This window comes from Caenimonas sp. SL110, assembly GCF_001044395.1.
Classification (GTDB): Bacteria; Pseudomonadota; Gammaproteobacteria; order Burkholderiales; family Burkholderiaceae_C; genus Ramlibacter.
The window spans coordinates 94818-115915 of the sequence record NZ_JANU01000001.1; the positions used below are offsets into that span (position 1 = coordinate 94818).

General features: G+C 63.1%; 22 protein-coding genes. 9 read left to right on the plus strand and 13 right to left on the minus strand.

Going from position 1 to position 21098, the window contains the following annotated elements:
- Nucleotide 1 precedes the first annotated feature (1 nt).
- From AQ12_RS00440 to ntrC, 6 genes are all read left to right on the plus strand, one after another.
- Nucleotides 2-898: an EI24 domain-containing protein gene (locus AQ12_RS00440; protein WP_048437871.1), complete on the plus strand. Its 897-nt coding sequence runs from the start codon at nt 2-4 to the stop codon at nt 896-898.
- The gene (locus AQ12_RS00445) at nt 867-1697 is read left to right on the plus strand and encodes a molybdopterin-binding protein (protein ID WP_048437872.1); all 831 of its coding nucleotides are present in this window, start codon (nt 867-869) and stop codon (nt 1695-1697) included. The genes AQ12_RS00440 and AQ12_RS00445 overlap by 32 nt, the downstream gene beginning before the upstream one ends.
- 208 nt (nt 1698-1905) lie before the next feature.
- A complete protein-coding gene (gene glnA, locus AQ12_RS00450; protein WP_048437873.1) occupies nt 1906-3324 on the plus strand; it encodes a type I glutamate--ammonia ligase in 1419 nt (472 codons plus the stop codon).
- A 176-nt stretch (nt 3325-3500) separates the two neighbouring features.
- Entirely contained in the window at nt 3501-4040 is a 540-nt protein-coding gene (locus AQ12_RS00455) for a hypothetical protein (RefSeq protein ID WP_048437874.1), read from the plus strand.
- Between the two features lie 28 nt (nt 4041-4068).
- Nucleotides 4069-5139: a nitrogen regulation protein NR(II) gene (glnL, locus tag AQ12_RS00460; RefSeq protein WP_048437875.1), complete on the plus strand. Its 1071-nt coding sequence runs from the start codon at nt 4069-4071 to the stop codon at nt 5137-5139.
- A 40-nt stretch (nt 5140-5179) separates the two neighbouring features.
- On the plus strand, nt 5180-6685 hold the full coding sequence (ntrC, locus tag AQ12_RS00465) for a nitrogen regulation protein NR(I) (RefSeq protein ID WP_048437876.1): 1506 nt from the start codon (nt 5180-5182) through the stop codon (nt 6683-6685).
- Nucleotides 6686-6802: 117 nt separating this feature from the next.
- Here the strand turns inward: ntrC and xth are convergent, their stop codons facing one another.
- Genes xth through AQ12_RS00500 form a run of 7 tightly spaced genes read right to left on the minus strand, consistent with a single transcriptional unit; the run spans nt 6803 to nt 11633 of the window.
- On the minus strand, nt 6803-7579 hold the full coding sequence (xth, locus tag AQ12_RS00470; protein ID WP_048437877.1) for an exodeoxyribonuclease III: 777 nt from the start codon (nt 7577-7579) through the stop codon (nt 6803-6805).
- Nucleotides 7580-7586: 7 nt separating this feature from the next.
- On the minus strand, nt 7587-8180 hold the full coding sequence (locus tag AQ12_RS00475; protein WP_048437878.1) for a DUF4337 domain-containing protein: 594 nt from the start codon (nt 8178-8180) through the stop codon (nt 7587-7589).
- 12 nt (nt 8181-8192) lie between these two features.
- Nucleotides 8193-8687, minus strand: coding sequence for a dihydrofolate reductase (locus tag AQ12_RS00480; RefSeq protein WP_048437879.1), 495 nt, complete (start codon nt 8685-8687; stop codon nt 8193-8195).
- A gap of 13 nt (nt 8688-8700) precedes the next feature.
- A complete protein-coding gene (locus AQ12_RS00485) occupies nt 8701-9513 on the minus strand; it encodes a thymidylate synthase (RefSeq protein ID WP_048437880.1) in 813 nt (270 codons plus the stop codon).
- Between the two features lie 35 nt (nt 9514-9548).
- Nucleotides 9549-9809: a type II toxin-antitoxin system CcdA family antitoxin gene (locus tag AQ12_RS00490; protein WP_238587609.1), complete on the minus strand. Its 261-nt coding sequence runs from the start codon at nt 9807-9809 to the stop codon at nt 9549-9551.
- A complete protein-coding gene (locus AQ12_RS00495) occupies nt 9809-11239 on the minus strand; it encodes an FAD-binding oxidoreductase (protein WP_369798941.1) in 1431 nt (476 codons plus the stop codon). The genes AQ12_RS00490 and AQ12_RS00495 overlap by 1 nt, the downstream gene beginning before the upstream one ends.
- Complete coding sequence (locus AQ12_RS00500; RefSeq protein WP_048437881.1) at nt 11205-11633, minus strand: DUF2069 domain-containing protein; 429 nt, start codon at nt 11631-11633, stop codon at nt 11205-11207. The genes AQ12_RS00495 and AQ12_RS00500 overlap by 35 nt, the downstream gene beginning before the upstream one ends.
- Before the next feature lie 22 nt (nt 11634-11655).
- Between AQ12_RS00500 and AQ12_RS00505 the strand changes: the two genes are divergently transcribed.
- Nucleotides 11656-12879 (plus strand): YihY family inner membrane protein, encoded by a 1224-nt coding sequence (locus AQ12_RS00505; protein ID WP_048437882.1) that lies wholly within the window; start codon nt 11656-11658, stop codon nt 12877-12879.
- 18 nt (nt 12880-12897) lie between these two features.
- Here AQ12_RS00505 and AQ12_RS00510 read toward each other — a convergent pair whose 3' ends face one another.
- From AQ12_RS00510 to AQ12_RS00535, 6 genes are all read right to left on the minus strand, one after another.
- Nucleotides 12898-13233, minus strand: coding sequence for an Mpo1-like protein (locus AQ12_RS00510; RefSeq protein ID WP_048437883.1), 336 nt, complete (start codon nt 13231-13233; stop codon nt 12898-12900).
- A gap of 23 nt (nt 13234-13256) precedes the next feature.
- On the minus strand, nt 13257-14540 hold the full coding sequence (locus AQ12_RS00515; protein WP_048437884.1) for a cytochrome P450: 1284 nt from the start codon (nt 14538-14540) through the stop codon (nt 13257-13259).
- A complete protein-coding gene (locus tag AQ12_RS00520; protein WP_048437885.1) occupies nt 14537-16195 on the minus strand; it encodes a GDYXXLXY domain-containing protein in 1659 nt (552 codons plus the stop codon). Before AQ12_RS00520 ends, AQ12_RS00515 begins: the two co-directional genes overlap by 4 nt.
- Nucleotides 16192-17175: a DUF2157 domain-containing protein gene (locus tag AQ12_RS00525; RefSeq protein ID WP_048437886.1), complete on the minus strand. Its 984-nt coding sequence runs from the start codon at nt 17173-17175 to the stop codon at nt 16192-16194. Before AQ12_RS00525 ends, AQ12_RS00520 begins: the two co-directional genes overlap by 4 nt.
- Nucleotides 17172-17984: an alpha/beta fold hydrolase gene (locus AQ12_RS00530; RefSeq protein ID WP_048437887.1), complete on the minus strand. Its 813-nt coding sequence runs from the start codon at nt 17982-17984 to the stop codon at nt 17172-17174. The genes AQ12_RS00525 and AQ12_RS00530 overlap by 4 nt, the downstream gene beginning before the upstream one ends.
- A 61-nt stretch (nt 17985-18045) precedes the next feature.
- Nucleotides 18046-19344, minus strand: a complete 1299-nt coding sequence (locus AQ12_RS00535; RefSeq protein ID WP_048437888.1) for an O-acetylhomoserine aminocarboxypropyltransferase — start codon at nt 19342-19344, stop codon at nt 18046-18048.
- A gap of 112 nt (nt 19345-19456) precedes the next feature.
- Between AQ12_RS00535 and AQ12_RS00540 the strand changes: the two genes are divergently transcribed.
- A complete protein-coding gene (locus tag AQ12_RS00540) occupies nt 19457-19915 on the plus strand; it encodes a CBS domain-containing protein (RefSeq protein ID WP_048437922.1) in 459 nt (152 codons plus the stop codon).
- A 40-nt stretch (nt 19916-19955) separates the two neighbouring features.
- Complete coding sequence (gene aroC / locus AQ12_RS00545; protein WP_048437889.1) at nt 19956-21053, plus strand: chorismate synthase; 1098 nt, start codon at nt 19956-19958, stop codon at nt 21051-21053.
- Nucleotides 21054-21098: the final 45 nt, after the last annotated feature.

Sequence of the window (21098 nt, forward strand, 5' to 3'; positions counted from 1 at the left end):
CATGAACCTTCTTCTCGACTCTTTCTGGCGCGCGGTTGCCTACTGCCTGCACCCGCGCGTGATCGCGCTGTCGTTCCTGCCGCTGGCAATCATGTTTGCGGTGGCGCTTGGGTTTGGTTATTTTTTCTGGGAAGGCGCGATCGAGGGTGTTCGTGCGTGGCTTGAATCGTCTGAATTGCTCGTCAGTGTGTGGAGCTGGCTGCAGGGCGTGGGCGTCGGCAACCTCAAGACAGTGGCGGCTCCACTCATCGTGGTGTTCGCAACCACGCCCGTGATCGTGTTGATGTCGCTGCTGTTCGTGGCGGCGTTCATGGGTCCGGCGCTGGCGGCGATGGTGGCGGAGCGCCGGTTCCCCCAGCTCGAAAAAAAGCGCGGCGGCTCGCTGGCCGCGAGCATTGCATGGTCGCTCGGCTCGACCTTGCTGGCATTGGTCGCATTCATCGTCAGCTTGCCCCTGTGGCTGATTCCGCCGCTGGTGCTGGTGTTGCCGCCGCTCATCTGGGGCTGGCTGACATACAGGGTGATGGCTTTCGATGCGCTCTCCGAGCACGCCAGCAAGGACGAGCGGCGTGCGTTGTTTCGCCGGCATCGGACGTGGCTCCTGTCGATCGGCGTGATCGCGGGTTTTCTGGGCGCGGCGCCGAGCATCGTGTGGGCATCGAGCGCCCTGTTCGTGGTCGCGTTCGTCGTGCTGGCGCCGGTCGCCATCTGGATCTACACACTGGTCTTTGCGTTCGCCTCGCTCTGGTTTGCCCACTATTGCCTCGCCGCGCTGGAGGCGATGCGCGCCGAGGATGCCCAAGCGGCCCAGGCGGCTGTAAGACCCGTGTCATCTCCACAGCAGCCTGCTCCAGTAGCATTGCCCCATGACGTCCCAGCAGAACACCCCCCAGCCTGAACCACGCGATTTCGGCCTCATCATCGTCGGCGACGAAATCCTGTCGGGCAAGCGGGCCGACAAGCACATGCCCAAAGTCATCGAGCTGCTGGCCGCGCGCGGCCTTCAGCTGTCGTGGGCCGAATACGTGGGCGATTCGCCTGAGCGCATCACGGCAACGCTCAAGCGCGCGTTCTCATCCGGCGATGTGGTGTTTTCTTGTGGCGGCATTGGCGCAACTCCCGACGACCACACACGGCAGTGTGCAGGCCGTGCATTGGGCGTGGAGCTTGAGCTTCACCCGCGCGCCGAAGCGCTGATCCGCGAACGCATGCAGGATACGGCGCGCGAGCAGGGCACGACCTATGAACCTGATCGCCCGGACAACATCCACCGCCTGAACATGGGTGTGTTCCCCAAAGGCGCTGCGATCATTCCCAATCCGTACAACAAGATCCCGGGCTTCACGGTGGGCGATGTTCACTTTGTCCCGGGGTTCCCGGTGATGGCCTGGCCGATGATGGAGTGGGTGCTCGACACCCATTACCGCTCGCTCTTTCGCGAAAAGGCCTACGTCGAGAAGTCGGTGATCGTGTTCGGCGCGATGGAAGCTTCGCTGACACCGCTGATGGAAGACATCGAGCGCCGCCATCCCGGCGTCAAGGTCTTCAGCCTGCCGAGCGTGGACCACCCCCAATACGGGCGCCACATCGATCTTGGCGTCAAGGGCGATCCCGGCCTGGTTGACGCCGCGTACCCCCATCTTCTCGAAGGCTTGAATGCATTCGGCGCCAAGCTGGGCCCCGAATTGGTGCGATAACGGTCGCGCACCATACAAGTGCATTATTGACTTCGCACAACAACAGTGCATTGCTCATCCAAAACCGCATCGCGCCTGTAGCGAAAAGCAGTCAAAGTCGGGGACAATCGCCCAGCTTTGCTCGCTGCGGCATGCACCAGCTTTGGCACAGAAACTGCATTCCCGTACCCCGATACGATTTGACAACCACGCAACCAGGAGAACCTTGATGGCAGCCAAGAACGTCGCAGACGTCATGAAGATGGTGAAGGAAAACGAAGTCAAATTCGTCGATTTCCGATTCACCGACACCCGCGGCAAAGAGCAACACGTGACCGTGCCGGTCTCGCACTTCGATGAAGACAAGTTTTCCGCGGGCCATGCGTTCGACGGTTCGTCCATCGCCGGCTGGAAGGGCATCGAAGCCTCGGACATGCTGCTCATGCCGGACCCCAATACCGCCAACATCGACCCGTTTTTCGAAGAAACGACGCTGTTCCTGTCGTGCGACGTGCTCGAGCCGGGCGACGGCAAGGCGTATGACCGCGACCCGCGTTCCATCGCTCGCCGTGCAGAGGCCTACCTGAAGGCTTCGGGCCTGGGCGATACCGCCTACTTCGGACCGGAACCCGAATTCTTCATCTTCGATGACGTGCGCTGGGGCAATGACATGTCCGGCTCGTTCTTCAAGGTCGATGACTACGAAGCACCGTGGAACACCGGCAAGAAGCTCGAAGGCGGCAACAAGGGCCATCGCCCGACCGTCAAGGGCGGCTACTTCCCGGTTCCCCCGGTTGACAGCACGCAAGACCTGCGCGCCGAGATCTCCCTGATCCTCGAATCGCTGGGCATCCCGGTCGAAGTGTTCCACCACGAAGTGGCGGGCGCCGGCCAGAACGAGATCGGCACCAAGTTCTCCACGCTCGTGCAGCGCGCCGACTGGACGATCCTGCTCAAGTACGTGGTGCACAACGTCGCCAACGCCTATGGCAAGACCGCGACCTTCATGCCCAAGCCGATCGTCGGCGACAACGGCTCCGGCATGCACGTTCACCAGTCGATCTGGAAAGACGGCAAGAACCTGTTCGCAGGCGACGGCTATGCAGGCCTGTCCGACTTCGCGCTGTACTACATCGGCGGCATCATCAAGCACGCCCGTGCGCTGAACGCGATCACCAACCCCGGCACCAACAGCTACAAGCGCCTGGTGCCCGGCTTCGAAGCACCGGTCAAGCTGGCTTACTCGGCCAAGAACCGCTCGGCTTCGATCCGCATTCCGTACGTCGCCAGCCCGAAGGGCCGCCGCATCGAAGCGCGCTTCCCTGATCCGTTGTGCAACCCGTACCTGGGCTTCGCGGCCCTGATGATGGCCGGCCTCGACGGCGTGGAAAACAAGATCCACCCGGGCGAAGCAGCCACCAAGGACCTCTACCACCTGCCGCCAGAAGAAGACGCGAAGATCCCGACCGTCTGCCACAGCCTGGACCAGGCGCTGGACTACCTGGACACGGGTCGCGGCTTCCTGACCAAGGGCGGTGTGTTCACCGACACCATGATCGATGCCTACATCGAGCTGAAGATGCAGGAAGTCACGCGCTTCCGCATGGCGACCCACCCGGTCGAATACGACATGTACTATTCGCTGTAAATATTTACAGTCTGCAAGTATCCAAAGGCCCCTTTCGGGGCCTTTGCCGTTTCATGATCGAGACAAAAGCCTCGGTCGTTTTGCATTTGTCCTTGTGAATCAAGGCCTTAATTGGCATTTGTGATGAGTTGCGCGATACTGAAAGGCCATACCCGGCACTCGTGCCAGGAGCAGTCATGAAGCGAAGTTCCCTGATTCCACTTGAAGTTGCCAGGCTTGCCGCGATGGTTGCCGTCGCCGCTGTCGGCGCGGTTGCGGCAACCGGCCTCCACGCGCAGACCATTTATCGTTGCTCGGGCAACGTGTACACCAACGACATCGCAGAAGCCAAGGCCAAGAACTGCAAGACCATGGAAGGCGGCAACATCACCGTTGTCCAGGGCACACGGGTCAACGGCAGCAACGCCGCATCGGCGCCGGTTCGCGTGGCGGCCGTACAGCAATCATCGGGCGGCCCCAACTCCCGCGTCGGTGAGGGCGAGCAACGCGCTCGCGACTCCGATGCCCGCGCCATCCTCGAATCCGAACTGAAAAAGGCCGAGAGCCGCCAGATCGAACTGGTCAAGGAATACAACAACGGCGAGCCCGAGAAGCAGGGGCCCGAACATCGCAACTACCAGAAGTACCTCGACCGCGTCGCCGAACTGAAGGCGAGCATCGCGCGCAACGAGAGCGACATCGCGGGCATCCGCCGCGAGCTGACCCGAGTCAAGTAGCGTCACACACTTCAGTGACAATCGGGGCTTGACCCCGAAAGAAAACCTCACATCCCGCTTCCAGTCGCTAGACCTGCTGGCGACGCTGGTTGCCGTCGTCGATGAGCACGGCGGCGTCCTGTTTGCCAACTCGGCCCTCGAAGACGCGCTCGGCATATCGCGCCGTGCCATCGAAGGCTCTGACCTCACACTTTGCTTTACTGAGCCGCACTTGCTGCGCAATGCGTTGCTAGGCGCGAGCAGCAATGAATTTGCGGCGTTGCGTTACGACACCTGGCTCGTGCGTCAAGGCTACGATCCAGTGCCGGTGCATGTGGTTCTTGCCCAGACGGAGCGCGAGCACGAGTTCGTGGTGGAGCTGCTTCCGCTGGAAGCGCAGGCCAAGCAGGACCGCGAAGAGCGGCTGATCGACCAGGCGCAGGCCAACAAGGAATTGATCCGCAACCTCGCGCACGAGATCAAGAACCCGCTGGGCGGCATTCGCGGCGCTGCGCAGTTGCTTGAAATGGAGATCGACTCCAAGGACCTCAAGGAATACACCCGCGTCATCATCCATGAGGCCGACCGGCTCCAGACACTGGTCGATCGCCTGCTCGCGCCGCACCGCAGGCCGCATGTGGTGGGCGATGTGAACATCCACGAAGTCTGCGAACGGGTGCGCTCATTGATCCTGGCGGAGTTTCCACGCGGACTGAAGTTCGTGCGCGAGTACGACACCTCGATCCCGGAGTTTCGCGGCGACCGCGAGCAGTTGATACAGGCCGTGTTGAACATCGCGCACAACGCCTGTCAGGCGCTTGCAGATCGCATTGCCGCAGGCGATGCGCAACTCACTTTCAGGACGCGAATTTCCAGGCAGGTGACTTTCGGCAAGCAGCGCTACCGACTGGCATTGGAATTGCATGTCATCGATAACGGGCCCGGTGTACCGGAGTCGATCAGGGACCGCATTTTCTTTCCGCTCGTATCGGGAAGGGAAGGCGGTTCGGGACTGGGGCTCACGTTGGCGCAAACCTTCGTGCAGCAGCACCACGGCCTGATCGAGTGCGATAGCGTGCCGGGGAAGACGGACTTCAAGATCCTGATTCCCTTGCCCTGACAAAAGATGACAGTGACGACCTGAGGCAACGAGAAAATACATGAAGCCGATCTGGATAGTTGACGATGACCAGTCCATTCGCTTCGTGCTTGAAAAAGCGCTGTTGCGGGAGGACCTTCCCACGCGAAGTTTCACCAACCCGCGTGAAGTCCTTCAGGCACTGGATTCCGGCGAAGACGACGACTGCCCGCAAGTGCTGGTGAGCGACATCCGCATGCCGGGTGGTTCGGGACTGGAGCTTCTGACCAAGGTCAAGGAAAAGCATCCCGGCCTGCCCGTCATCATCATGACGGCGTTCTCTGATCTGGACAGTGCAGTCTCGGCATTCCAGGGCGGCGCCTTCGAATACCTGCCCAAGCCTTTCGACCTGCCCAAGGCGGTCGAGCTGATCCGCCGCGCTGTCGAAGAAAGCCAGCGCGAGGAGGTGGCCGAAGAGCGCATGGTGGCAGCGCCTGAAATGCTCGGCCAGGCGTCTGCGATGCAGGACGTGTTCCGTGCGATCGGGCGTCTCTCGCAAAGCAATGTGACGGTGATGATCACGGGTGAATCGGGAACCGGCAAGGAACTGGTCGCCCGCGCATTGCACAAGCATTCGCCTCGCGCCGGCGGCCCCTTTGTTGCCATCAACACCGCGGCCATCCCCAAGGACTTGCTGGAAAGCGAGCTCTTCGGCCATGAGCGCGGCGCCTTCACCGGCGCGCAAACCATGCGCCGTGGGCGGTTCGAGCAGGCCGAAGGCGGCACGCTCTTTCTCGATGAAATCGGCGACATGCCGTTCGACTTGCAGACCCGTCTTTTGCGCGTGTTGTCCGACGGGCACTTCTATCGCGTGGGCGGACACAACGCCGTGAAGGCCAATGTGCGGGTGATCGCAGCGACCCACCAGGACCTGGAGCAGCGCGTGAAAGAGGGCGCCTTCCGCGAGGACCTGTTCCACCGGCTCAACGTGATCCGCCTGCGATTGCCTGCCCTGCGCGAGCGAATCGAGGACATCACGATGCTGGCGAGGCATTTCCTGCAGGTGAGCGCCAAGCAGCTGGGCGTGGAGCCCAAGCGGATATCGGACGCGGCACTCGTGCGCCTGTCGACGTTCGGTTTTCCCGGCAATGTGCGGCAACTGGAAAACATCTGCCATTGGCTCACCGTGATGGCGCCGGCCCAGGTGATCGAGCCCAAGGACCTGCCGCCTGAAGTCATGCAGGTCACGAGCGACGCTCATGTTGCGCCTCGCGGGGCGCTCAGTGCGAACGATTCAGCGGCGGCGTCGGCAACTGAGGTTGCACCGCAACCGGCGGGTGTTTCTGTCGCACCCGTCCCGGTGAACGGCAGCGCAGGAAGCTGGGAGTCGGGCCTTGAAGCAGAAGCGCTTGAACTGCTGGTGAGCGGCCGTCACGACGTGTGGGAAGAACTCACCAAGCGTTTTGAATCGAAGTTGATTCTTACGGCGCTGGCCAATACGCGGGGCCGAAGGATTGAGGCGGCGCAGAAATTGGGGATTGGGCGCAATACGATCACGCGCAAGATTCAGGAGCTGGGGCTGGAGTAAAGCGGGCTGTCATGCCGGACTCGATCCGGCATCCACCGCGCAGCGGCTACGGCAGTCGAAAGACATGGATTGCGGTGGATTCGAAGATCCCTTCGGTCTCGGCCCGCGATGACAGCCTCAAATCTCCACCGTCACCGGCGCATGGTCACTCGGCTTTTCCCACTTGCGCGGAACCCGGTCGATCGCGCAGCTCTTGACTTCGGGTTTGAGTGCTTCGCTCACCAAAATGTGGTCGATGCGCAGCCCGCGATTCTTCTGGTAGCCCAGCATCCGGTAATCCCACCAGCTGTAGCTTTTCTCGGGCTGCTCGAACATGCGGAAGCTGTCGTACAGGCCCATCTCGATCAGCTGCCGGAAGTGCGCGCGTTCTTCCACGGTGTGATGGATGGTGTCTTTCAACCCGACCGGATCGAATGAATCCCTGTCCTCGGGTGCGATATTGAAGTCGCCCACCAGCATCAGCCTCGGGTGTTTCGCAAGCTCATCGCGCAGGTAGGCGTTCAGGCCACCCAGCCAGTTCATCTTGTACGCAAACTTCTCGGAGCCCGGTTCCTGGCCGTTGACGAAATAGCCGTTCACCACGCGCAACTCACCCTGGGGTGTATCGACGGACGCAGCGATGACCCGCGAATGTTCGTCATGAAACCCGACGATGTTCTTCACGACATCGCGCAGCGGATGACGGCTCAGGATCGCGACGCCGTTGTATGTCTTCTGGCCGAACACCGCGCAGTGCGCATAGCCCGCATCGCGCAGCGCATCGTGCGGGAACTTGTCGTCAGTGAGCTTGAGTTCCTGCAGGCACAGCACGTCGACCGGGTTGGCCGCCGTCCAGTCCAGCACATGCTGCAGGCGGGCTGTCAGCGAATTCACGTTCCAGGTGGTGATCTTCACGGCAGCCTCAGATATGCAAGGCCGCCAGCGCGCCAATCGCCACACCGATCGCGCCCAATCCGAACATGCCCCACTCGAGCCACTTCTTGCGCGTGAGCAAGGCAATCGCGGCCATGGCAATGGCAACTTGCAATGCAGTCGTCGCCTGAGCCCAGCGGTGGTGCTGGTGCATCTGCTCGTCACTGCGCTTGTCCCACTCTTTCGACTCGGCCTCGATCTTCTCGGCGCCGGTCTGTATCTCTTTTTTCTCTTTCTCGTACCGGTCAATCTTGGCCTGGTACTTGTCCTTGTCGGCCTGGGCGGGCGCAAGGTCGCGCGAGATTTCGGCGAGCGACTGCTTGGTGCTCTTGGCCTGGAAGTAATTCCACTGGTTCGACGCCTCGGTTTTCTTGATCGCCGCGTTGTTCTTGTACAGGCCCGCATTGGCCTGCGTGGCACCACCCATGTACGCGAAGATTGCGCCTACCGTTGCGATGACTGCCGTGAACATCGCGATCTGGTTGATCATTTTCCCGGTGCCTTCGCCGTGGGCTGCATGCTGCGTGGCGTGCTCGATCTCGTGGTCATGTGGACCGTGCACGTGAAATCCTGAACCGGACATGGGCTATCTCTTTTAGGTGTTGTCGTTGTTGTGCAGGGTAACGAAGCTGTATGCAAGCCCGTTGACGGCCGTGTGCGACTCGCGGTGCACCTCTTGCCACTGGCTGCCGAGTTGCGGCGCGAACGCATCGCCTTCGTAGTCGGCGTCAATCTCGGTCACTTCAGCGGTGTGGGCCAGCGGCGCTGCCTGCGCGTAGATCTGGCCGCCGCCGATGATTGACACGCGGGGCTGGTCCTTGCACATTTCAATCGCCTGATCAAGTGACGAGGCCCTGCTCGCACCTTCGGCCTTCCAGTCGGACTGCCGCGTCACCACGATGTTGGTGCGCCCCGGCAGCGGACGAAACCGCGGCGGTATCGACTCCCAGGTCTTGCGCCCCATGATGACGGGTGCGCCCATGGTCAGCTGCTTGAAGTGCGTCATGTCCTCTGGCAAATGCCACGGCATGACGCCATCCTTGCCGATGACGCCGTTGCGCGATCGGGCGAAGATCAGTGCGATTTTCATCGGTGTGGAAATCCTAGATGGCGACCGGCGCCTTGATCGGTGCGTGACTGTCGTAGCCCGTCACCTCGAAGTCCTCGAACTCGTAGTCGAAGATCGATGCGGGCTTGCGCTTGATGTTCAGCCTCGGGTAGGGGTAGGGCGTGCGCGACAGTTGCAGTTCGACCTGCTCGTGGTGATTGCTGTAGATGTGGCAATCGCCGCCGGTCCAGATGAAGTCACCGACGTCCAGGTCGCACTGCTGCGCCATCATGTGGGTGAGCAATGCATAGCTGGCAATGTTGAACGGCACACCCAGGAAGATGTCGGCGCTTCGCTGGTAGAGCTGGCAGGAGAGCTTCCCGTCGGCGACATAGAACTGGAAGAACGCATGGCAGGGCGCCAGCGCCATCTTTGGAATGTCGGAAACATTCCAGGCGCTCACGATGATGCGGCGCGAATCCGGATTGGTCCTGATGGTCTTGACCGCCTCTGCAATCTGGTCCACATGCCCGCCATCGGGCGTCGGCCAGCTGCGCCATTGCACGCCGTACACCGGCCCGAGGTCGCCGTCTTCGCGCGCCCATTCGTTCCAGATGCTGACGCCGCGCTCTTTCAGCCAGTTGTTGTCGCTGGACCCCTTGAGGAACCACAGCAGTTCGTAAATGATGGATTTGAGGTGGACCTTCTTGGTCGTCACCAGCGGAAAGCCTTCGTTCAGGTCGAACCGCATCTGGTAGCCGAACACGCTGCGGGTACCGGTGCCGGTGCGGTCTGTCTTTGGCGTGCCATGCGCATAGACATGGCGCATGAAGTCCTCGTATTGGGAGCGGGCGGGGTAGCTAATCATTTCTTGCGGGCCAATGCATAGGTTCAATCGACAATTCAGAAGTTCCGGTACTTGGACAGCGGGAGGCCCTCGCGCGTGATTCGTTCGTTGTACGCATCAATCGCTGGTTTGCTCTCAAGCATCCAGCGCTCCCAGTATCTGCGCGTCAATTCGACCGCGAGCAATTCATTAACGGTTTCCGAAATGTCGATCTGCATTTCGCGAGCTGCTTCAAGAATTTTGGAGTTGAGCGAAAGCGTGATTGGCTTCATGGGCGCACCGTGAAACTCGAGCATTCGAATGTCCATCAATCCCATTATCTCCTCAGCACCCGCCCCGGATTCAAGGTATTGCCCGGGTCCAGCGCCTTCTTGACTGCCCGCATCATGCCCATCGCCACAGGCGATTTGTGATGCTCGAGCTTGTCGCGCTTGAGGCTGCCGACACCGTGCTCCGCCGAAATCGAGCCGCCGAATTCGCGTACCGAGTCGAACACCAGCGTGTTGACCCGAACTTCGTTTTCATCCAGGAATGCCGCCATGTCCTGGCCTTGCGGCGCCTGCACGTTGTAGTGCAGGTTGCCGTCGCCCAGGTGCCCGAAGTTGACGAGCCGGATACCCGGCAGTTCGCGCTGCAGCAGCGCATCGGTGACGCGGCAGAACTCGGGGATGCGCGACACCGCGATTGAAATGTCGTGCTTGATGTTCAGGCCCTCTTCGGCCTGCGCCAGCGGGATGCTTTCGCGGATGTGCCAGAGCTGGTGCGCCTGCGCGAGGTTCTCTGCAACGACCGCGTCTGTGACCCGGCCCTCTTCGATGGCCGTCTCCAGCAATCGCTCGAATTGCGTGCGCGCATGCAACTCCGATTCATGATCCGAGTTTTCGATCAGCACGCAATAAGGCGACTGTTCGTACAAAGGCACGCGCAACTGCTTGAAGTGCTTGGCAACCAGGCTGAGCGCGAACTGGCCCATCACCTCGAAACCCGTGAGCCCTGCGCCCAGCGTCCGGTGCGCCATGCCCAGCAGGGCAACCGCGTCTTCCAGCGTCGCCACTGCCGCCCAGGCAGTCAGTTGCGAGGCAGGCAGCGGATGCAGCTTCATCGTCGCGGCGGTGATGATGCCCAGCGTGCCTTCGCTGCCGATGAAAAGATCGCGCAGGTCGTAGCCGGTGTTGTCCTTGCGCAGCCCCGAAAGGCCGTCCCAGATGTCGCCGGAGGCCGTCACGACTTCCAGACCCAGGCACAGGTCGCGCGCATTGCCATAGCGCACGACCTGCGTGCCGCCCGCGTTGGTAGAGAGGTTGCCGCCTATCGTGCAGCTGCCTTCTGCAGCCAGGCTCAGCGGAAACAGGAAGCCTTGGGCCGCGCACGCTTCCTGCACGGTTTGAAGAATGCAACCCGCTTCGACCGTGATGGTGAGGTTGTCGCCGTCCAGTGCGCGCACGCGGTTCATGCGTTGCAGGCTCAGGACCACCTGTGTGCCCGATTCATCCGGCGTCGATCCGACGACCAGCCCGGTGTTGCCGCCCTGCGGCACGATAGACACACCGGCATTGGCACAGGCCTTGACGACTGCGGCCACTTCCTGCGCCGATGCGGGACGCGCGACAGCCAGTGCCTTGCCATATGAGCGCTTGCGCCAGTCGGTTTCCCAGGCGCTCAGGTCGCCGTCGGTGAGCACGTTCGCATCACCGATGGCGGCGCGCAGTTCGCTAAGGAGCTGGTGTGGATGTGGGATTGGGTTCAATCGGGGCTTTCGAAAGCCGCGTGCGGATGTGCAGCACGCAGGCGGCGAAAAGGGCGAGGCACAGCAGGACCTCGATCAGGGCAAGCGTGGTCGTCATGGTGTCTGCACGATAGGCGCGCACAACGCCCTCGGCAAAGTACGGCCAGACCAAGAGGCTCACCCAGCGGTAGGTGTACATGCGGTTGCGCAGCAGGCTGGCAATCGGGATGCACAGCGGCAGAACCTTCAGCGCCAGCAAGGTGCCGCCCGGGCGCACCGGCGCAAGCCACAGTTCCCATGCCACGCCGAGCACGATGAGCCCGAGCAGGCTGCCGACGGCGAGCCAGCGTGTGGCGGTGATTGTTTCGCTCGTGCGTTCTGCGCTCGTGCGTTGTGAAGAATCGGTGGTGTCCATGCCAGTGGCATCATAGCGGCCGATGGACTTCCGACAGCTTGCCTCCCACCTTGCCCGTTTGCCGCGCGAGCTTTCAGATTTCCACTGGAAGTCTTCTGCGCTGACCCTGCTCGAGCGGTTTCGCGAAGACCGTCTGGGGCTGACCGCGAGCAGCCTGACATTCACGACCACGATGGCGCTGGTTCCGATGATCACCGTGGCACTGGCGGTCTTCACGGCGTTCCCGATCTTTGGAAAACTCGAAAGCGCGCTGCAGTCCTGGCTGGTGCAAAGCCTGATGCCCGATGCCATCGCACGCCAGGTGCTGGGCTACCTCACCCAGTTCTCGGGCAAGGCCAGCCGCCTGGGCGCGGCGGGTTTCGCGGTGCTGTTTTTTACAGCGCTCGCCCTGGTTCTCACCATCGACAAGACGCTCAACGCCATCTGGCGAGTCAAGCGCCCGCGTCCACTTCACCAGCGGCTGGTGATTTATTGGGCCGTCATGACGCTCGGCCCGTTGCTGCTCGGCGCGTCGATCAGTGCCAGCTCGTGGGTGCTTTCGGGTTCTCGCGGCTTCGTGGCGGCGGTGCCGGGCACGGTGCGCGTGCTGCTGGACATCCTGGAGTTCGTGCTGGTCACTGCCGGCCTCGCTGCGCTTTATCGCTTCGTGCCCAACACACCCGTGCGCAGCACACATGCCTGGGCCGGGGCGATCTTCGCTGGCATCGGACTTGAAGTAGCGCGGCGCCTGCTGGCGCTCTACCTCAGCACGGTGCCGACCTACTCGGCGGTCTACGGCACGTTCGCAACCGTGCCGATCTTGCTGGTCTGGATCTATGCAGGCTGGACGGTGGTGTTGCTCGGCGCTGTCATCGCGGCATACCTGCCGGTGATGATGGCCGGCACACGCAGGCGCGCGACCGCGCACGGCTGGCAGTTTCAACTGGCCGTCGAAGTGCTGGGCCTGCTGGAGAAGGCACGGGCGACCGCAGCACGCGGCCTGAGTGCGCCGCAACTCGTTGACGCCATGCAGGTGGAGACGTTGCAACTGGAGCCGGTGCTGGAGACGCTGGTGTCGCTGGACTGGGTCGGGCGCGTGAATGAGGTCGACGATGGGGAAAACACGCGCTACGTCATGCTCGCAGACGTGCAGTCCACTTCGATGGAGCCGTTGATGCGCCACCTGTTGCTGCCGCACTCGGATGCAACCGACAAGCTCTGGAAAAGCGGCCAGCTCTCGTCGCTCTACCTGAAAGATGTGATCTGAACCCTCAGCACGAGGGGTTCAGATCTTGACCTTGCCGGTCCAGATGTCCTTGTACATCACCCAGTCGCCCATGAAGCTGTAGAGCGGGCGCTTGAAGCTCGCCGGCTTGTTCTTCTCGAAACCGAAGTGGCCGATCCACGCAAAGCCGTAGCCCACCAGCAATCCGGCCAGCAGCCACCAGAAATTGCCAGTGGCGATCAGCATCGCCAGGCACACCAGCGACAGGCTCGAACCGGCGAAGTGCAGCCGGCGGCAGGTGAGGTTGCTGTGCTCGGTCAGGTAGAACGGATAGAACTGCGCGAACGAGGTGAAGGTGCGCGGGTCCGTGCCAGCGGTGTCGGCGGTGGTGTCCATGGCTGTCTCCTGTTGGGCGCAGTCTATGCCAGTGCGAACGGCGCGTGCAAGAACCCGCGAAACCGCGCGCGTCCGCCACGCTCGGGCGAGGCGGTGAGTCGGTAATCCGGAAAGCGGCGCAGGAACCGTCCGATGGCGACGCGGCCTTCGAGCCGCGCCAGGCTCAGGCCCGCGCACTGGTGAATGCCGAATCCGAAGGCCAGATGGCGATTGTCTTGCCGGGTCAGGTCCAGCACATCCGGGTTGGCGAATTGCGCGCCATCGCGATTGGCAGCGCCTATGCACAGCGTCACCAGTGTTCCTGCGGCCAGCTCGACGCCGCCCACGCGCACGGGCTTGACGGCCCGGCGGTTGCCCAGCTGGTTGGACGACTCGAAGCGCAGGAACTCATCGACGGCGGTTGCCATGATGGCTTCGGCTGCCTGCGCGTCATCCCCCGCTTCAGTCAGTCTGGCGCGCAGTGCCAGGCGCTCATCGGGCCATTCCTGCAGCGACACCAGCGCGTTGCCGATCAGGTTGGTCGTCGTCTCGTGTCCCGCGTTCAGGATGAAAACGCAGTTTTGCAGCAACTCGGTCTCGCCCAGTTGCTCGCCGCCGGCTTCGCCCTGGATCAGCCTGGTGAGCACATCGTGCTCGGGGTCGCCGGGCTTCTTGCGCCTGTCGGCAACCAGGTGGCCCAGGTAGCCCAGGAACTCGGTGACGCTTCGATTGCCGAGCGCTTCCTGCTCGGGGGTGAGCCGGGGCTCCAGCGCGCCGAGGATCGCCAGCGACCAGCCGCGCAAGGGCTCGCGGTCTTCGTGCGGAACACCCAGCAGGTTGCCGATGATCTCCACCGGAATCGCCGAGGCGAAATCTTCAATGAGGTCGCCGCCGCCCTTGCGCTCAATCCCATCGAGCAGGCGGTCGACCAGCAGCACCAGTCCCGGCTCCATGTCCGCGATGGCGCGCCGGGTCAGGGCACCCATGATCAATCGCCGAACGCGCGTGTGCAGGGGCGGGTCGTTGAACACAAGGCTGGTCGTGTGATGTTCCAGCAGGGGCGAGCCCGCGCCGTACTTGGGCGTGAACTCCACCTTCTTGTCGGAGCTGAACGACAGGGCGTCGCGGTACACCGCCACCAGGTCTTCATGGCGTGTGAGAAAGATCGAGCCGTCGGGCATGGCCTTGAGCGGTTCGCTTTCACGCAGCAATGAATAGACGGGGTAGGGGTTTGCGTAGAAATCGGCCGGGAGCGCGCGCAGGTCAAAGTCCCGCGCGATCTCGCTTGCGCGCTCACGCGACATGGGGTGTGTGGCGATGATGCTCATGGTTGGATCGGGATGGTTTTCAGGTTGGCATCGGCCATGCCCACCAGCAGCGCCTTGCCGTTGGGCGCGACGCGAAACTCGCCGTAACGGGCGGCCTGCCAGCGATCGCCGTCGCCTTCGCGAAAGAACCAGCTGTCGCTGACCAGCATCCAGCGGCCGGCTGTGGGTGTGAGTTCGATGCGCATTTCGCCTGCACCCAATGGCGCACTGGAAGGGGCGACGCGTACCAGCGTTGCAACGCCGGTAGCCGGGTCGCGCCGGGCGATGACATGCGGGCGGGCCGAGGCCATGCCTTGCTGCAACGATGCATCGTCTGTCGTCGGGATGTTGTAGTTCAGGCGCATGAAATCACCCTGCATCAACGATCGCGGATCGACGGGCGCGAGTGCGACAAAAACCTTCTGTCCGCTGGCAATCAGCGATTCCTTTTGCCAGATCGAAAAATTGGCAACGGCAAGGGTGATCACTGCGCCGGCAACCATCAGCAGGGTGCCCCGGCTGTCGGATGCCATCACCGGCCCGCTCGCTGCGGATGGCCTCGATTTCTGGCGAGCGAGCCACGCCAGGACACCCAGCACGGTTCCGGTCAGCGCCAGCACGAGGGCCTTGTCCGTGAGCGGCCATGCGAGCTGGTAGTAGAAGCTGCCAACGATCCACACGGCGGCCACGGTGGCTGCGCTTGCCAGTCGCCACCGATGCGTCGTCGACGTCCAGGCGAGTACGAGCAAGCTTGCTCCGAGCGAGGGAAGAAACCAGGCGAGTCCCGCCAGCGCGATTGCAGCAGCGGCCGGTGCGGGTGCGCGCAGCGTCGGCCAGCGCCTGCCTGCCCACAGAAGGGCCGCGAGCCCCAGGATCAGCGAGCACGCCTGGGTGACCTGGAAGCCTTCGCCTGGACTTCGTCGCGACCGTGAGCCGGCCTCACGCGCGACTTCGCCAACGAAGCCGCCACCCAGGGAACCACCCACCAGGAACGTCATGCCCGCCCACCACGCAAGTGCGGCGAGCAGCAGCACAAGCCAGCCCGCGGCAAGCGATTCGACCAGAGCGGCCCGCGGCGCGCCGAGCTGGCGCTGGCAGAGCATGGCGATCAGCCAGACGGCAAGCACACCGTGCAGCGCGATCCACAACGAAAACATCGAACCCCCGGGCCATTGCGCAAGGCGCGACGGCCCCATCACGATGACGCAAAGACCGGCAGCGGCTGCGCCTAGCAGTACGCGCAGCCACGGCCTGGGTATCGCTGCCGCAACGCCGACTGCCACCAGCGCCAGCAAGCAGGCAGCTCCCCGGTTGGGCAGGTTCTCGAAGAAAGCAAACCCCAGCGCAGCCCCGCCGACCAGCAAACCCGGAACCGCAAGCTGCTCGACGAAGACAGGCAGGTCTTTCGAGCGCAGCACAACGATGGACGCGGCGAGCAGCAGCACGCCTACAAAGAGCGCTCCGACACTGTTGCGAACCAGTGGCCCCAGCAGGATGCCCACCACGGCGATCAAAGGGATAGCCGCGAGCCAGGCACCCAGTGCCACGAGCAATGTCACCGGCCAGGGGCGACCTTCGGGTTGCGGCAGTTGCGCGCCCACCGGCAACAGTCCGCGTGCAATCGCCGCGTTCAGGGCTTGCAGCAACCCGTCATTGCGAGGGCGAAGGACGGTCATTGCGCGACCTCGGTGCCTTGCACCGCATGGCGTTTTGCCAGGCGCATGATCAGGCTCACCGATCCGGCGAGGATGCCGCAAGCGGCCAGTCCGATCAGCATCAACCTGCCGACCAGGTCGTTGCTGCCCCCGGTAAAAAGCCATCGCGCCAGGCCCGTGATGACCAGCGTGTCCAGCGCCAGGGCCAGCGCACTCAATGCAAAGATGTCGAAGAACCGCTTTTGCGCCAGCAGGGCTGCTGCAAGAAACAACACGGCCAGCGCGAGTGGGTAGTGCGGCGCGACTTCGCGAAAGAACAGGCCGCCCAGGGCGGTCGCCGTGATGCCGATCACCGCCAGCGTGACGGCCGTGCGCATGGCCCATTCGCCCGCGCCGGTGATGCGCGCGAATGCTGCACTCAGCGCGGCGACCACGACGCCGCTCGCACCCCATGCGACCAGATAGATCGTCAGGTCCTGCGGCTCCACGCGCCAGCGGTGGCTGGTGTGCGCAAAGACCCACAGCGAAATCGCAGTCATCGCCACGAGGGCCCACGGCGCCCAGAGCACATCGCTGCGCGCGCCCAGGCAAAGCGGCAGGGCGAGCACGGCCCACATGGCGAACAGTTGCCAGGTATCCGCACCGGTCTGGTAGGTCTGGCCGAAATACGCAAACAGCCCGCCGATGCAGATCAGTGCGAGCAGGCCCAGCGGCGCGCGCAGGTTCGCACGCATCGCCGCCGCAATGCACATGACGGCGATGACGCCCTGGAGCAGGGCAAACCGGGTGGTGCGGCCCATCGTGTCCCAGTTGGCCGCAAGCCACAGGATCACGCCCAGCCCCACGAGAGCCGCAGCGATCACGGCGATTACCGGCCAGAGCATGCGCTGGAGTGCCGCAGGCTCCTGGTTCAGTCCCGCCTCATCGACCAGCAGTTGCGCGCCTGCAGGATCGAGCGCGTGCAGTCCTGCGAGTTCGTACAGCGAGAGCCGGGCGCTCATCTCTTGATCTTGAGGAAATCAGTCAGCGCAAACAGGACCGCATCGGGCGCTTCTTCCATCATCTGGTGCCCCGCTTCGACCAGCACGGTTTTCGCGCCGGGAGACCGCGCCTGCAGCGTCTGCGCCATGCGCGGCGGCGTCATCGCATCGCTCCTGGCCAGCAGGAACAGCACCGGGCACTTCACCTTGTCCATCGCCGCGTCGCCGCCCTGATAGTCATCACAGGCCTTGAAGCCGCGATGGAACAGGTTGACCCGGGTATTGCTTGCGAGCACGCGGCGCATCAGCGCGCGGCCTCCGCCATACAACCAGGTTCCCGGCCCGGCGGACGAGGGCGGCGGTGCGAGCGTGGCGTGCGAGTAGATGTTGACCATGTCGATGGCCTTCATCGGTGCGTTGAGCGAGTTGTCCAGCAATGCAGGGGACACCTTCATCGGGAATGCGGTGCCGACCAGGGCGAGGTGGCTCACGCGGTCGGGCGCAGCGGCCGCAGCTTCAAGCACAGTGAGCGAGCCGAAGCTGTGCCCGATCAATGCGGCCTGCTTCACGCCGGCTGCGTCGAGCAGTGCGATCACGAACTGCGCCGCTTCTTCGACGGTCTTGGGCGGCTCGCCCTCGCTCTTGCAGTGACCCGGCAGGTCGGGCGCCAGCAGGTTCCAGCCGTGATTGGCGAAGTAGCGCGTCTGCAGGATCCAGACGCTGTGATCATTGAGCACGCCGTGGATGAAGACGGCGGTCGGCTTCGCCGCATCGAATGCCTTGCCGCCGGTGTAGCAGTAGGTGTTGTGGCCGTTGACGTTCAGGAACATTGATTTGTCTCTCTCTGTGTCATGCCGGACCTGATCCGGCATCCATGACTTCCTGCCAGCTTCAAGCGGCCTTTTCGGCCGCCTTCAGCGCGCGTTTCAGGTCGTCCAGCAAATCGTCCGCATCTTCCAGCCCGATCGACAGGCGGATCGTGCCTTGCGTGATGCCTGCCCCGGCCAGCGCATCGTCGGTCATCCGGAAGTGCGTGGTGCTCGCCGGATGAATCACCAGCGAGCGGCAATCGCCCACGTTCGCCAGGTGGCTGAACACCTTCAGGGATTCGACAAACTTCTTGCCCTGCTCACGGTTGCCCTTGATATCGAAGCTGAACACCGAGCCCGCGCCGCGCGGCAGGAGCTTTTGCGCCAACGCATGGCTGGGGTGCGATTCCAGCATGGGGTGCCCCACCCGCGACACCAGCGGATGCGCGGCCAGAAACTCCACCACCTTGCGGGTGTTGGCCATGTGCCTGTCCATGCGCAGCGACAGGGTTTCGATGCCCTGCAGGATCAGCCATGCGGTGTGCGGGCTCATGCAGGCGCCGAAGTCGCGCAGACCTTCACGCCGCGCGCGCAGCAAGAAAGCGCCTACCGTCGATTCCTCGGTGAAGACCATGTTGTGAAAGCCCGCATACGCCTCGGTCAGCTCGGAGAATTTGCCCGACTTTTCCCAGTCGAACGAGCCCCCATCGACCACCAGCCCGCCGATCACCGTGCCGTGACCCGAAAGAAACTTGGTCGCCGAGTGATAGATGAGATCCGCGCCCAGCTCGAACGGCTTCATCAGGTAAGGCGTGGTGAAGGTTGAATCGACCAGTAAAGGCACGCCGGCCTCGTGGGCGATTGCGCTCACGGTCGGGATGTCGAGCACGTCCAGGCCGGGGTTGCCCACCGTTTCGCCAAACAGCAGTTTGGTGTTGGGCTGGATCGCAGCGCGCCAGCCGTCGATATCGCCCGGCTTGACGAAGGTGGTGTCTATGCCAAATCGCCGCAGGGTGTAGTGCAGCATGTTCTGCGAGCCGCCGTAGAGCGCCGAGCTGGCCACGATGTGCGATCCCGCGCCCATGATGGTCGCGATCGCCAGATGCAGCGCTGCCTGCCCGCTGGAGGTGGTGATCGCGCCTACGCCGCCTTCCAGCGCCGAGATGCGCTGCTCCAGCACCGCGTTGGTCGGATTGCTGATTCGCGAATAGACGTGGCCGGAACGCTCGAGGTTGAAAAGCGCTGCCGCGTGGTCGCTCGATTCAAAAACGAAAGAGGTCGTGAGGTGGATCGGAACGGCGCGTGCGCCGGTGGTCGGGTCGGGCTGTGCACCCGCGTGCAACGCCAGCGTGTCGAAGCCGGGGTCTGAGTATCCGGGCATGGAATGCGTCTCCTGGGATGTCTGCCTGTATGGCCGCGCTATGGAACTGCCCCGCATTGTGGGCTATATTGTTTCCACGGGGCATCGGCCCCAAGCACTTCAGGAGACAGCCATGAAAGTCAGCGACATCCTTCGCGTGAAGGGCAACACGCTCTACACCGTCGCGCCCGATGAACCCTTGTCGCGCGCGATCGACATCATGGCCGAGAAGGACATCGGCTCGCTCGTGGTTATCGACCACGGTGAACTCACCGGCATGCTCACCTTTCGCGAGCTGATCCTTTGCATCGTGAAGAACGGTGGCGCCGTGGGCAACACGCTGGTTCGCACCGCGATGGACGACCATCCGCTCACCTGCACATCCGAGACCGAACTCGACGAAGTGCGCCGGATGATGCTGGACCGCCACGCGCGCTACATGCCGGTGATGGACAAGCGAATGCTGATGGGCGTGATCAGCTTCTACGACGTCGCCAAGACGGTCGTGGACAGCCAGAACTTCGAAAACAAGATGCTCAAGGCCTACATCCGCGATTGGCCGGGTGGCGAGGAAGACCAGCAGACGGGTTAGATCACAAGGCCGCGGGTGCCGCTCAGGGATAATCGCCCCCATGAGCGGCAACACCTTCGGCACCCTTTTCGCGGTCACCAATTTCGGCGAATCCCACGGCCCGGCCATTGGCTGTGTCATTGATGGCTGCCCACCGGGCATGGAGCTGTCCGAGGCTGACATCCAGCCCGACCTGGACCGCCGCCGGCCCGGCACCAGCCGCCATGTGACCCAGCGCCAGGAAGAAGACAAGGTCGAGATCCTGTCGGGCGTGTATGAGGGCCGCACCACCGGCACGCCGATCTGCCTGTTGATCCGCAACATGGACCAGCGCAGCAAGGACTATTCGGAAATTGCGCGCACCTTCCGCCCCGGCCACGCCGACTACACCTACCTGCAGAAGTACGGCCTGCGCGACCCGCGCGGTGGCGGCCGGTCATCGGCGCGACTGACGGCGCCGATGGTCGCAGCAGGTGCCGTCGCCAAGAAGTGGCTGGCACAGAAGTACGGCACGGTGTTTCGCGGCTGCATGCAGCAGGTCGGCGACATCGCCATCGGGTTCGAAAGCTGGGAACACGTCGCCAACAATGCGTTCTTTGCGCCGGTGGCCGATGTGTCGCAGCTGGAGGCGTACATGGACAGCCTGCGCAAGTCGGGTGACTCGTGCGGGGCGCGAATTCGCGTCACCGCCTCATCGGTACCGGTGGGCCTGGGCGAGCCCCTGTTTGACAAGCTCGATGCCGACATTGCCTACGCGATGATGGGTATCAACGCGGTGAAGGGCGTCGAGATCGGCGCCGGGTTCGACAGCGTGACCCAGCGCGGAACGACCCATGGGGACTCGCCGACGCCGCGCGGCTTTCGCACCAACAATGCCGGCGGCACGCTGGGCGGCATCAGCTCCGGGCAGGACCTCGAAGTCTCGATTGCCATCAAGCCGACCAGCTCCATCATCAGCCCGCGCGAAACCATAGACGTGGACGGCAAAGCAACCGAAGTCGTGACCAAGGGCAGACACGATCCCTGCGTGGGCATTCGCGCCACCCCGATTGCCGAGGCGATGCTTGCACTGGTCGTGATGGAGCACGCCTTGCGTCATCGGGCGCAAAACGCCGATGTCGTGCCGCCCGTGGACCCGATTGCCTCATCGTTCCTGTAGGGCCCGCGCGCCGGCGTGGGCAGTGCCGCTGATGTAGAGTGCCAG